Source organism: Micromonospora sp. NPDC050187, assembly GCF_044459745.1.
In the GTDB taxonomy this organism is placed as follows: domain Bacteria; phylum Actinomycetota; class Actinomycetes; order Mycobacteriales; family Micromonosporaceae; genus Micromonospora.
In genome coordinates this window covers 76946-89199 of sequence record NZ_JBITJH010000021.1, presented here as the reverse complement: position 1 = coordinate 89199, position 12254 = coordinate 76946, and the positions used below count along the sequence as shown (strand labels likewise).

The window sequence follows — 12254 nt, the reverse complement described above, 5'->3', positions numbered from 1 at the left end:
CGGCAAAAAGCGGTAACAGGGGACCCCTGCCACCACCACACGAGCCAACCCCGGTGGCCCGGCGTCCGCCTCGGTGGCGGTGGCGGTTAGTCCGGCGGCGTCGCCGGGTACGAAAACGGTCATGGACACGAAGACGGACGCATGGCTGGTCGGTGGACCCCGGGACGGCAGCACCCACGACGCGGGTGGCTCCGCCCTGCTCGAGCTGGAGATCGACGGCTTGATCCACCGGTACGTCAGGACCACGAAGCAGCACGACGGGAACACCACGGTCTACAACTACGACGGCATGGTGGCCCCCGGCGGGGGCGAGCCCGGCGTCGAGGATCCCGCCGCGCGGGTCGCCTCACCCCGGGCGGACTCCGAGGGAGGCGACCGACGGTGACCCCGCCGGGCCGGACGGGCACACCCGACGGTCGCCCGACAGGCCCGGTGGGATGAACCGCGGTCGGCCGGGTAAGCCCGGTCGACCTGGTGGAGGAGGACCGCTGTCGCGGTGGGCCGCGACGACGACGCCCGGGCGGGCGGCACGATGCCGACCCACCCGGGCGTCACGCTGCCCTGCGGTACGCCTCAGCCGCCGGTGACCCAGTTCCAGGCGGAGACCACCCAGTCGGTCTGCTGGAGATAGGCGATACCGACACCGACCAGGAAGATCGCGGTCACCGCGTGGGCTCCCCGCGCGCTGCGCCGCACCCGGCCGAGCTGCCGCTCCCAGACCAGCCGGCCGAGCAGTCGGGCGAGCCCGAAGAGACCGGCGGCGACCAGGAGGGTCAGCAGGAAGGTCACCACCGGGGACGTCAGGTCACCCCGGGAGGAGATCGCCCAGATGCCCCAGCAGACGAAGGCGAACAGTCCCCCGGCGGCGGTCCACTCGGCCCCGTTGCGCCACTGCGCCAGATACCAGCTCAGCGGACGGCTGGGGCCGGGCGAGAACCAGCCCGTCGGCTCCTCCGGCTCGACCACCGGGAACGCTTCGGTACGCGGAGCCTTCGGTCGGCCGACCGACGCCACTCCCCGCTGGAACCCGTCCCGTTGGGGAGGAACCACCGGGCCGGAGTCCTTCGGCACCTCGACGGTCCGCTCCGCCCACGGCTGTGTCTGGTCTGACATCTCATTTCCTCCCTGACGCCGGCCCTGCGGATCGGTCTGTCCCTTCCGAGGGTAGCCAGCGCGTACCGCAGGCACCGCGCGCGCATCCCCCGGTGCGGTACCGTCGGCGGATGGCGGACACCGAGCGTCGGCGACGGCGCCTGCGTCACCCGACGGGACACGACCGGGAGCAGGCGGACGGTTCGGCGACGACCGCCGGGACGCACGACGCGACACCCGCCCCGGGCCGCCGTGGCGGCCCGGAGGAGCGCGACGGCGACCGGGGCCTGCGTGGCCTGGTCGGCTCGGGCACCTCGCAGGTCGGCATCGCGGCGGCGCTGCGGGCGCGGGACGCCAGCCGACCCACCGAGCAGGACGTGGCCGAGGCGGAGGCCCGACTGGTGCTGGTGCGACGCAACTGGGTGCCCCGCGACGAGCTGCCCCGCTCCGGTCGCTGACCCGTCACCGGCGGGCCGGTCCGCCCACCCCGAAGTGGTCCGCCCATCCGGCCCACCGGGCCACACGCCTCAGGGCAAGTCGGGCAGCTTGCCGGAGGTCTCGTACGCGGAGACCTGGGCGATCCGGCGGGCGTGCCGCTCGTTGCCGGAGAAGGGCGTACCGAGGAACGCCTCCACGATCGCCGTGGCCTCGTCCAGCGTGTGCTGCCGGGCACCGACCGCGACCACGTTGGCGTCGTTGTGCTGCCGCGCCAACTGCGCGGTGTCGATGTTCCAGGCGAGCGCCGCCCGTACCCCGGCGATCTTGTTCGCGGCGATCTGCTCGCCGTTGCCCGAGCCGCCGATGACCACCCCGAGGCTGCCCGGGTCCCGCACCACCCGGTCTCCGGTGTGCAGGCAGAACGCGGGGTAGTCGTCGTCGGGGTCGAAGGCGTGCGGGCCGACGTCGACCAGCTCGTAGCCCTGCGTGGCCAGGTGACTGGCGAGGTGCACCTTCAACTCGAAACCGGCGTGGTCGGATCCCAGGTAGACGCGCATACCGCGCAGTCTGTCAGGCCGGTTTCCGCGGTGTCGCCGAGGGCGGCACCGCGGAGCCGGTTCGTCACATCACCGGGTGCGGGTACCGGTCAGCGGGACAGCTCCGCCACCACCAGGCCGCCCCGGGCCTTCGGGGTGAACCAGGTGCTCTTGCGGGGCATCTTCTCCCGGGCCAGGTTGACCGCCACGAAGTCGTCCACGGTCACCGGCGCGATCAGGACGGCGAGTTCGGCGCGGCCCGCGTCCACCTCCCCGGTCAGCCAGCTCGCCGGGTAGTCGCCGCCGACGTAGGTGATCCGCTTGTCGCCCGGGTCGAGCCCGAGGGCGTCCCGCAGCAGCAGCCGCTCGACCAGCGCGTGGTCGAGGTTCTCCAGCCGTCCCTGCTCGTCGTGGGGCAGGGTGACCGCGTACCCCTGGCCGGGGAGGCGGAGGTGCACGGTGCCGCCGGCCGCCGGGACCTCCACCGGGCCGTCGATGGGGCTGATCTCCGCGCCCGCCGCGCGGAGTCGGTCGAGCAGCTCCTCCGGGCGGCTGGTCAGCTCGCTGACCAGCCGGTTGTAGGGCTGGATCGCCACCGAGCGGGGCGTGGTGACCACGGCCAGGAAACGCGACAGGCCACCGGTCTGGGCGGCCAGGCTGCGATGGTTGCCGTCCGCGACCACCAGTTCGCCGCCGCCCGCGAGAGCGGTCAGCTCGTCCTGCTCCGGGCCCGGCCCGACCAGCCAGATCGCGTGGGTGCGCCCGGCCTGGTCGGTGTCGGTGGCGGCGGGCACGCCGGCCGCCTCGGTGGCGGCGGCGAGCCGGGCGTGCAGCTCCTCGCCGGTACCGGTCTGCAACAGCAGCACCGGGGACAGCAGATGTCCGAGCGTCTCGGCCAGCGCGACCCGCTCCCGCACCTTGGCGATGAAGACGTCCTCGTTCCGGATCACCAGGCCCGGCTCGTCCCGACTCGTGGAGATCTGGTCGGTGTCGACCATGGCGAAGATGCCGTACGCGGGCTCCTCCCCCGCCGCACTGATCCGGTACAGGACCACCACCTGCTCGGCGGGGGTGTAGCTGCCGTCGGCCTTGGCCTCGGCGAGCCGGGCCGCCGCGTCGGGCAGGGCGTCGAGGAACGATCTGCCCAGGCTCTCCGGCGCCCGGTGGGGCATCTCGATGCCCAGGGCACTGTGCGGATTCGCCTCGATGATCGCGGTGATCTCCGCGTCGTCGGCGAACTCGTCGTAGTTCTGCGCGCCGGTGCCGCCAGTGGTGATCCAGGCCCGGGCGATCGGATGCACGACCGTCATGTGCGTTGACGCTACCGGGTCCACCTGGTGAAAGGAGGGGCCCCTGTCACCGCCGCCCGTGGCGCGGTGGTGCCTCGTCGACGCCGCGTGCCGGCCGGTCGCCCGCCCGCGCGACACCCACCACGATCGGCGGGGCCAGCAGGTCGACCAGGTGCCCGGGCAGCCCCGGTCGCCAGGACGACCAGGCGTCGGCGTCCACCGACCAGTACGACTCGCCCGGCGGCCCGGCGACCGACCGGCGAACGGGCTCACGGGTGGACGCGCGGCGGGGGTTCGCCATTCGGGATGCCTCCGGGTCGGACACGGCCCGCTACGGGCCGGCGGGAACGACACCGGATGCAACGACCACGCCGGTGCCCGGTGACGAGACCTGGCCGGCGAACGGACACCGGGTGCGGCCGGCAAAGGGCCCGGTCGTCCCCCTCGACAGGCGACGGCCGGGCCCCGACCGGGTCACTCGAAGCTGGGCTCGACGTCCCGGGAACGCTTGAGTTCGAAGAAGCCGGGGGTGCCGGCGACCAGGAGGACACCGTCCCAGAGCCGTCCGGCCGCCTCGCCCTTCGGAGCCGGGGTGACGACCGGACCGAAGAAGGCGACCGGCTTGCCGTCCGGGCCGGGAGCGTGGATCACCGGCGTGCCGACGTCGTAGCCGACCGGGTCCATGCCGGCGTGGTGGCTGGCCCGCAGCGCGTCGTCGTGGTCGGTGCTGGTGGCCGCCTCGGCCAGCGCCGGGTCCAGCCCCGCGTCGGCCAGCGCCGCGGCGATGGTGTCCGGACCCCGCTCCCCACCGAGGTGGATCCGGGTGCCGAGCGCGGTGTAGAGCTTCCGGAGCACGTCGGTGCCGTACCGCTGTTCGGCGGCGACGCAGACCCGGACCGGCCCCCAGGCGGACCGCATCAGCTCCTGGTACCGCTCGGGCATCTCCCGCCCCTCGTTGAGCACCGACAGGCTCATCACGTGGAAGCGGACGTCCACGGGACGAACCCGCTCGACCTCCAGCAGCCAGCGGGAGGTGACCCACGCCCACGGGCAGGTCGGGTCGAACCACATGTCGACGGTGACGCGTTCGGCCACGGTGATTCCCTTCGCGAACCCGGCCGCGCCGGCAGCGCGGCACCTCCCCCGATCTTCGTCTCCCGCACCGCCGCCCGGCACCGCATTCCACGGTGACCTCGGCCACCGGGCGGGACAACCTCGCCACGCGAGGCAGGGCGTCTGCATGGAAGACTCGAATCCGCTGTCGGTCCGGGCACCGGGCCGGCAAGCTGGCAGGGACGCCGTTGACAGTGGGATGGAGACAAACAGTGCCGGGAGTGCGCAACCTGACGCAGGTCGAGGCGACCGAGCGGGCCCGCCTACTCGACGTGACCGGGTACGACATCAAGCTCGACCTGTCGTCGGCGGTCCAGCCAGCCGACGGGCACACGTTCAACTCGGTGACCGAGGTCCGGTTCCGGTGCAGCGAGCCGGGTGCGAGCACCTTCATCGAGGTGGCCGCCGACGCGGTGCGGTCGGCGACGCTCAACGGCACGCCGCTGGACACCGACGGCTGGTCGGCCGAGAAGGGGCTGACGCTGCCCGATCTGGCCGCCGAGAACACCCTCGTGGTGAACGCCGACTTCGCGTACTCGACGAGCGGGCAGGGCCTGCACCGCACGGCCGACCCGGTGGACGGTGAGACGTACCTCTACAGCCAGTTCGAGACGGCCGACGCGCAGCGCGTCTTCGCCTGCTTCGACCAGCCCGACCTGAAGAGCGTCTACACCTGGCACGCCACCGTCCCGGAGCACTGGCGGGTGGTCTCCAACATGCCGGTCGAGCGGGAGGAGCCGGCCGCCGAGGGGTGCAAGACCGTCCACTTCGTCGAGTCGGCGCGGATGAGCACCTACATCACCGCGCTCTGCGCCGGCCCGTACCACGAGGTGCGGGACAGCCACGACGGCATCGACCTGGGCCTCTTCGTCCGGGCGTCGATGGCGCAGTACCTCGACGCCGACGACCTGTTCCTCGTCACCAAGCAGGGCTTCGACTTCTTCCACGAGCAGTTCGGCGTGCGGTACCCGCTGCCGAAGTACGACCAGCTCTGGGTGCCCGACTTCAACGCCGGGGCGATGGAGAACTTCGGTTGCGTCACGCACGCCGAGTCGCACTACATCTTCCGCTCGCAGGTCACCGACTTCGAGTACGAGCAGCGCGCCAACACGATCCTGCACGAGATGGCGCACATGTGGTTCGGCGACCTGGTCACCATGCGCTGGTGGAACGACCTGTGGCTGAACGAGTCGTTCGCCGAGTGGGCGAGCCACTGGTGCAACACCCACGCCACCCGGTTCACCGACGCCTGGACGACCTTCCTCTCCGTCCGCAAGAACTGGGGCTACCGGCAGGATCAGCTCTCCTCCACCCACCCGGTCTACTGTGAGATGCCGGACCTGGAGGCGGTCGAGGTCAACTTCGACGGCATCACGTACGCCAAGGGCGCGAGCGTGCTCAAGCAGCTCGTCGCGTACGTCGGGATGGAGCCGTTCCTGGCCGGTCTGCGCAGCTACTTCGGCAAGCACGCCTGGGGCAACGCCACCTTCGACGACCTGCTCTCCGAGTTGGAGTCGGCCTCCGGCCGCGAACTGCGCAAGTTCGCCGCGCAGTGGCTGGAGACCGCCCAGGTCAACACTCTGCGTCCCGAGGTCGCCATCGGCGCCGACGGCAGCTACGAGCGGGTGGTCGTGCGCCAAGAGGCCCCGGCCGAATACCCGACGCTGCGTACCCACCGGATCGGGGTCGGCCTCTACGACCTGACCGACGGCCGGCTGGTGCGCCGGGACCGGATCGAGGTCGACGTGACCGGCGAGCGGACCGAACTCACCGCGCTGCACGGCAAGCCGGCCGCCGACGTGCTGCTGCTCAACGACGACGACCTCACCTACGCCAAGCTCCGCCTCGACGAGCGGTCCATGTCCACCGTGGTCCAGCACATCGCCGGGTTCGAGTCGTCGCTGGCCCGAGCGCTGTGCTGGACCGCCGCGTGGGACATGGTCCGGGACGCGGAACTCACCGCCCGCGACTACGTGGCGCTGGCACTCGCCGGGCTGCCCGCCGAGACCGACATCAACCTGGTCACCGCGACGCTGCGCCAGGCGGTCAGCACGCTGGTCTTCTACGCCGACCCGGCCTGGGCCCCGACCGGCTGGGCGGAGCTGGCCCGCACCGCGAAGACGGCGATGCAGGCCGCCGAGCCGGGCAGCGGCTTCCAGCTCGCCTGGGCGCGGACGTACGTTTCGGCGGCCCGCTCCGCGGAGGACCTGGCCACCCTGCGTGGCTGGCTGGACGGGTCGAACGTGCCGACCGGCCTCACCATCGACACCGAGCTGCGCTGGTCGCTGCTCCAGTCGCTGGTCGCCAACGGCCGCGCCGGCACCACCGAGATCGAGGCCGAGCTGGCCCGCGACAAGACCGCCAGCGGCGAGCGGGAGGCCGCGTACGCGCACGCACTGGTGCCGACGCCGGAGAACAAGGCCGCGGTCTGGGCTCAGCTCACCGGCGCGGAGGCGCTGCCGAACTGGCGTAACCGGGCGCTGTTGCAGGGCTTCGCGCACCCGACGCAGGTGGAACTGGTCGCGCCCTACCGGGAGCGGTACTTCGCCACCGTGGCGCAGGTCTGGGCCAACCGGGACAGCGAGCCGGCGCAGGAGTTCACCCAGCTGGCGTACCCGGCGTACCTGGTCTCGGAGGACACCGTGGCCGCGACCGACGCGTGGCTGGCCGGCGAGGGACACCCGGCCCCGCTGCGCCGGCTGGTCGCCGAGGGGCGCGACGGCGTGGTCCGGGCGCTGAAGGCCCGCGCGAGGGACGCCCGGAGCGCCTGACGAACACCGACGAACCGGGGCCGGATGACCCTGACCCCGCCCGCCTGGCCCCGCTGGGTCGGCGAACCCGCAGACACCGACACCCGGCCCGCCGAGCGGCGGACCGGGTGTCGTCGTGTAGGAGGTGGCTCAGCCCTTGCCGGCGTGCGTGGCGAGCTGGTCGAGACCGTTGATGATCCCGCCGGCCAGGTCACCGCCGCCGAAGGCCGCGACCATGGAGAGCGCGGCGAGCTTGGCGTACGTGTCGGGGATGCGCTTGCGGGCCTGCTTGCCGGTGACGACCTCCAGCCGACGCTGGTTGGGCGACACGGCGATCAGGACCGAACGCTCCGGCTCGGCGAGCTGCCGGTGCAGCCGCTCGGCGTGCTCGCGGATCGGCTCGTCGAGCCCACCGACGAAGACCGAGAAGACCAGCCCGGTGCCCTGGTCGGCCAGACGCAGCGCCTCGTCGATGCGGAGCAGCTGACGGGTGGTGAAGGGGCCGTCCAGCACCTCGGGCGGGTTGCCCGCCTCGACCTGCTTCTCACCAACGGTCACTTGCGCCTCCGGTTACCCCGACCGGCGCCTCGATGCCGGCCTGCTCCTGCTTGCGGCTGCTCAACGCGGGGGCCTGCGCGCCCGCGGCCAACGCCGTGCCGGCCGAGTCGGCCAGCTGCTCGGGCCGGCCGAGGAACCAGACCGGCGTGAAGTCGAAGGGCCGGCCCGGCCGGTAGCGCTTGGCACCACCACGGCCGCCGCGACCACCACTGGCGAGGGCCAACCCGGCGATCACCAGCGTCGCCACCGCCGGGATGCCGACGAAGACCAGCAACGTCTCGGTAACAGACAATCCCAACGCCCCCAGGCGGTAAGAGAGACCAGATCCACCGGGCCGGATCGGGCGTCATGGTGTCGCCCCTCCGACCCCGCTGCTGTTCACGTTAGCGGAGCCGACGGCCCGCCATATCGCGGGGTGGCGATGATCCCACCCGCCGTCGGCCCGTTCGACCTCGGCGGCAGCGGCCAACAGCCGCGCGTCGTCGCCGTACCGACCGGTGAGTAGGACGCCCACCGGGAGACCCTCGGCGGTACGACCGACCGGAAGCGAGACGGACGGTTGGCCGGTCAGGTTGAAAACGGCGCAGTACGGCGAGAACCGTCGCTGCCGGTCGAAGTCCTCCGCCGGGTCGACGCCGGAGTGGAACCAGCCGACCGGCGCCTGCGCCGTGGCCACGGTCGGGCAGAGCAGCAGGTCGACCCCGGCGGTCCGCTGGGCGCCGAGGCGGACCAGCGCCTGGAGTTCGGCGAGGGTGCCGGTCAGGGCGGCGGCGGAGATCCGGCTGCCCCGCTCGCGCATCAGCCGGGTCAGCGGCAGCAGGTCGCCCTCCCGCTCCGGGGGGACCGGGGCGAGCGACAGTACGTACCAGAGGGTCTCGAAGAGCGGCCAGCACTCCGGGCCGAGCGGCGGTTCCACCTCGACCACCTCGTGCCCGGCCCCGGCGAGCAGCGCGGCGGCCCGGTCGACGGCGGCCACGCAGTCCGGGTGGACCGGGCCGTCGACGAGCATGGGCCGGGTGAACCGGCCCACCCGCAGCCGGCCGGGCTCGGCCCGACGTGCCGCGCCCAGGTGACCGCCGGGCGGCGGCGCGGGTGGCAGGTAGGGCTCGCCCGGCACCGGTACGGCCATGACGTCCAGCAGGGCGGCGACGTCGGCGACGGTCCGGCCGATCGGGCCGTTGGTGGGCAGCCCGAACGCGCCGGATCCGAGCGGACCGCCGGAGACCAGGCCCCGGCTCGGTTTGTGGCCGACCAGGCCGCACAGGGCGGCCGGGATCCGCACCGAACCGCCCCCGTCGGAGCCCTGGGCGACCGGCACCAGCCCGGCGGCGACCGCCGCCGCCGCGCCACCGGAGGACCCACCCGCCGTGTACGCCAGATCCCACGGGTTCCGGGCCGGCGGCGCGACCAGGCCCTCCGAGTAGAGCGAGCAGCCCAGTTCCGAGGTGGTGGTCTTGCCGAGGCTGACCAGCCCCGCGGCCCGCAGGTGCCGCACCACGTCGGCGTCGACGGTGGGCACGAAGTCGGCGAAGGCGGCCGAGCCGAACGTGGTCCGTACCCCGGCGGTGAGGGTCAGGTCCTTCACCGCCGTCGGCACGCCGTGCAGCGCCCCGCGCTCGGCGGCCGGCACCGCGTCGGCGGCACGGGCCGCCCGGCGCGCCTCCTCCTGGGTGACGGTGACGAACGCCCCGACGGTGTCGCCCAGCGCCGCCACTCGGGCAAGGTGGTGCTCGACCAGCTCGACGCTGGAAAGCTCGCCCCGGGCGACGGCGGCGGCCTGCTCCAACGCGTTCAGGTCGTGCGGCTCGGCCATGACCCCATCCTGCCCCGCTGGGAGTGGTCGCAGTGGTCGGGGTGGTTGCAGGGGCGGTTGCAGGGGACCCCTGCTACCACCCCGGCGGGAGCCGGTCACATGGCGGTGCGGGCCGACCAGAGTTCCGGGAAGACCACCCGTTCCATGCTGCGACGCAGCCAGGACAGCCCGGCCGAGCCGCCGCTGCCCACCTTGGCGCCCATGGCGCGCTGCACTGCCTTGAGGTGCTGGTACCGCCAGTCGCCGAACTCCTCGGCAACCGTGGTGAGCGCCTCGCCGAGCAGCCAGAGATGGTTGTCGGGCCCGGCGTCGGCGTAGACGTGCACCCAGGCCGACTCGACCAGCGGGTGCGACTCGTGCTCGACGGTCACGTCCCGGTCGAGCAGGTCGGCCGGCAGGTCGAACCCGTGCCGGGCGAGCAGGGCGATCACGTCGTCCCACACGCTCGGCGCGTCGAGCCCGGCGCGCAGTTGCGCGTACACCTCGGTCTGCCGCCGGAACGGGCGGATCAGCGCCGCGTTGCGGAGCCCGAGCAGGAACTCCAACTCCCGGTATTTCGCCGACTGGAACCCGGAGCCCTCGCCGAGCAGGTCGCGGAACCGGTTGAAGTCGGCCGGCGTCATCCAGCGCAGGCTCTTCCAGGCGGCGTTGAGGCCCTCCAGGTGCAGGGCGGTACGACGCAGCGGGGCCAGCGCGTCGGCGATCCGGTCGGCGCGGAGCAGCCGCTGGGTCTCCCGCAGTTCGTGGCAGGTCAACCCGAAGTACAACTCCATGATCTGGCTGACCATCAGGAAGGACATCTCGCCCGGGTCGTCGCTGAGCGGCTGTTGCAGGGTGTGCAGCGTGCTGGCGTGCACGTACGCGTCGTACGGCACTTGGTCGGTGAACTCCAGCGTCGGGCTGCCCCCGTTGCGGACCGCCCGAGCCGCACGCTGTCGCGGGGTCAGCGGGCGCACCGTCGCGGTCAGGGTGGGTGCCCGCAGGTCCGTCTTCTCCACCTGTGTCTCCCTCCGTGAGCCGGTCAACTCATGATCTCGCGGGTGGAACGTCTGATGGAATGCCGGAACGACGGTCCTTGCCCTTGGCTGCCTGTCGGGGCGAAGGTGGAAACCTCGGAGAACTTCAGGAAAGGAAGGTTCAGCGTGGACGACATGGACTGGGCACTGCTGCGGGAGTTGCAGGCCGACGCGCGCCTGTCGTTCAGCGAACTCTCCCGCCGCGTCCACCTCTCCCCACCGGCGGTGGCGGAGCGGGTACGCCGGCTGGAGGAGTCCGGGGTGATCACCGGATACCACGCCCACGTGGACCTCGCCCGGGCCGGCCGGAGCGTCTTGGCCCTGATCAGGATGTCCTGCTACGGCCCCCGGTGCATCCTGCACGACCCGACGGTCACCGACTGGCCGGAGATCCTGGAGATCCACCGGATCACCGGGGACGCGTGCAGCATGCTCAAGGTCGCGGCCGGCTCGATCGACGAGTTCGAGTCGGTGATCGACCGCCTCGCCCCGTACGGCCAGCCGTCCAGCACCATGGTCCTCTCCACCCCGCTGGGCTGGCAGCCGGTCACCCCCCTCACGTCGGAGCCGACCGACCGTCCGGAGCCACCCGGCCGACGCCGCTGATCCAGCCCGCCCGGCCGTCGCCGCTGATCCAGCCGGCGCGGGCCGCCCCGGGGAGGCTGCGGGGTCGGGTAGCGGCGGGGTCGGGTAGCGGCGGGGTCGGGTTTGCCTCTCCGGCAGCGGGAATGCAGGGCGGGTCGCCCAGCGCACCACCGGTGCCGGGAAGGGGAGGATCATGCGGGGTCACGGACCCGGCCGCGCCGTGTCGACGGCGTTGGTCATGATCGCACTGGTCGGGGTCTTCGTCCTGGCCGCGCGGGCCCCCGCCCACGCGGGGGAGAACGTCTTCGTCGAGGTCCGGCCGAGCACCGTCCAGGCCGGCAGCCGGGTGGACCTCCGGGCCAGTTGCGACCGGAACAACGACCGGCAGGCGGAGGCGACGTCCGACGCCTTCGGCCGGGTGGTGCTCCGCCCGCACGACGAGCGATGGGGCGGCGGCGACCCGAACGGCAACGGATCCGACCCCAACGGCAACCGGGCCGACAGCGGCTTCCTCACCGGCGCGGTGACCATTCCGCCCGGCACCGATCCGGGTGACTACCCGGTGGAGTTGCGCTGCCCGAACGGCAACCGGGCGAGCACCGTGCTGACCGTGCTGAACATGACCCAGCCGAGCAAGGGACCGGCGACCGGCAGCGGGGGGACCTCCAGCGGCCGGGGAGCGGGATCGTTGCTGCTCGTCGGCGGTCTGGTGACCGCCGCCGTCGTGGCCGGGCTGGGCCTGTTCGGCAGCCGCCGTCGGCCCGGGAGCCCCTGACCGGGGTACGCCATGGCCGGCTCACGCCAGCGCGACCCGCGCCGGGACCGCCGGACGACCCGGCGGTGGGCTTCCGCTCGCGCCGTCGGGCACCGCGAACGCACCCTCGGACACCACGAACGCGCTGTCGGGCACCGCGAACCCGCCGTCGGGCACCGCGAATCCGACTCACCGCGACGGATCGCCCCGGGGAGACTGTTCGCCCTGCTCGGGCACGGCGCGGTCGGACTGGTCCGCGCCCTGTGGTGGTCGCTCGTCCTTCTCGGGCGCGGACTGCGACACGACGGCG

At 73.0% G+C, this 12254-nt stretch carries 14 protein-coding genes; 5 read left to right on the top strand and 9 right to left on the bottom strand.

The features are described 5' to 3' along the window. The first annotated feature begins 121 nt into the window (after positions 1-121). Positions 122-385, top strand: coding sequence for a hypothetical protein (locus tag ACIBJE_RS25970; RefSeq protein WP_396752653.1), 264 nt, complete (start codon positions 122-124; stop codon positions 383-385). A 188-nt stretch (positions 386-573) separates the two neighbouring features. On the opposite strand, the gene ACIBJE_RS25965 is transcribed toward ACIBJE_RS25970, so the two are convergent. Beyond that, a complete protein-coding gene (locus ACIBJE_RS25965) occupies positions 574-1113 on the bottom strand; it encodes a hypothetical protein (RefSeq protein ID WP_396752651.1) in 540 nt (179 codons plus the stop codon). 110 nt (positions 1114-1223) lie between these two features. Here ACIBJE_RS25965 and ACIBJE_RS25960 point away from each other — a divergent pair, with 110 nt between their 5' ends. Next, the gene (locus ACIBJE_RS25960; RefSeq protein WP_396752649.1) at positions 1224-1550 is read left to right on the top strand and encodes a hypothetical protein; all 327 of its coding nucleotides are present in this window, start codon (positions 1224-1226) and stop codon (positions 1548-1550) included. Positions 1551-1619: 69 nt separating this feature from the next. Here ACIBJE_RS25960 and ACIBJE_RS25955 read toward each other — a convergent pair whose 3' ends face one another. The 4 genes from ACIBJE_RS25955 to ACIBJE_RS25940 all read right to left on the bottom strand — a co-directional run bounded on the left by ACIBJE_RS25955 (position 1620) and on the right by ACIBJE_RS25940 (position 4450). Next, positions 1620-2087, bottom strand: coding sequence for a ribose-5-phosphate isomerase (locus ACIBJE_RS25955; protein WP_396752647.1), 468 nt, complete (start codon positions 2085-2087; stop codon positions 1620-1622). 89 nt (positions 2088-2176) lie between these two features. Then, positions 2177-3376 carry a DUF1015 family protein gene (locus ACIBJE_RS25950; RefSeq protein ID WP_396752645.1) on the bottom strand — a complete coding sequence of 400 codons (1200 nt, stop codon included), beginning with the start codon at positions 3374-3376 and terminating at the stop codon, positions 2177-2179. A 46-nt stretch (positions 3377-3422) separates the two neighbouring features. After that, positions 3423-3656, bottom strand: a complete 234-nt coding sequence (locus ACIBJE_RS25945; RefSeq protein WP_396752643.1) for a hypothetical protein — start codon at positions 3654-3656, stop codon at positions 3423-3425. 173 nt (positions 3657-3829) lie between these two features. Next, a complete protein-coding gene (locus ACIBJE_RS25940; protein WP_396752641.1) occupies positions 3830-4450 on the bottom strand; it encodes a DsbA family protein in 621 nt (206 codons plus the stop codon). 239 nt (positions 4451-4689) lie between these two features. Between ACIBJE_RS25940 and pepN the strand changes: the two genes are divergently transcribed. Then, a complete protein-coding gene (gene pepN / locus ACIBJE_RS25935) occupies positions 4690-7239 on the top strand; it encodes an aminopeptidase N (protein WP_396752639.1) in 2550 nt (849 codons plus the stop codon). Between the two features lie 129 nt (positions 7240-7368). Here the strand turns inward: pepN and ACIBJE_RS25930 are convergent, their stop codons facing one another. From ACIBJE_RS25930 to ACIBJE_RS25915, 4 genes are all read right to left on the bottom strand, one after another. Next, entirely contained in the window at positions 7369-7776 is a 408-nt protein-coding gene (locus ACIBJE_RS25930) for a DUF5130 family protein (RefSeq protein ID WP_396752637.1), read from the bottom strand. Further along, positions 7763-8050 (bottom strand): hypothetical protein, encoded by a 288-nt coding sequence (locus ACIBJE_RS25925; protein WP_396752711.1) that lies wholly within the window; start codon positions 8048-8050, stop codon positions 7763-7765. Before ACIBJE_RS25925 ends, ACIBJE_RS25930 begins: the two co-directional genes overlap by 14 nt. Before the next feature lie 72 nt (positions 8051-8122). Continuing rightward, a complete protein-coding gene (locus ACIBJE_RS25920; RefSeq protein ID WP_396752635.1) occupies positions 8123-9589 on the bottom strand; it encodes an amidase in 1467 nt (488 codons plus the stop codon). A gap of 95 nt (positions 9590-9684) precedes the next feature. Next, positions 9685-10587, bottom strand: a complete 903-nt coding sequence (locus ACIBJE_RS25915; RefSeq protein ID WP_396752633.1) for a tryptophan 2,3-dioxygenase — start codon at positions 10585-10587, stop codon at positions 9685-9687. A 144-nt stretch (positions 10588-10731) separates the two neighbouring features. Between ACIBJE_RS25915 and ACIBJE_RS25910 the strand changes: the two genes are divergently transcribed. Together ACIBJE_RS25910 and ACIBJE_RS25905 are read left to right on the top strand one after the other, a co-directional pair. After that, entirely contained in the window at positions 10732-11211 is a 480-nt protein-coding gene (locus tag ACIBJE_RS25910) for an Lrp/AsnC family transcriptional regulator (protein WP_396752631.1), read from the top strand. Positions 11212-11428: 217 nt separating this feature from the next. Beyond that, positions 11429-11965, top strand: coding sequence for a hypothetical protein (locus ACIBJE_RS25905; RefSeq protein ID WP_396752709.1), 537 nt, complete (start codon positions 11429-11431; stop codon positions 11963-11965). Positions 11966-12254: the final 289 nt, after the last annotated feature.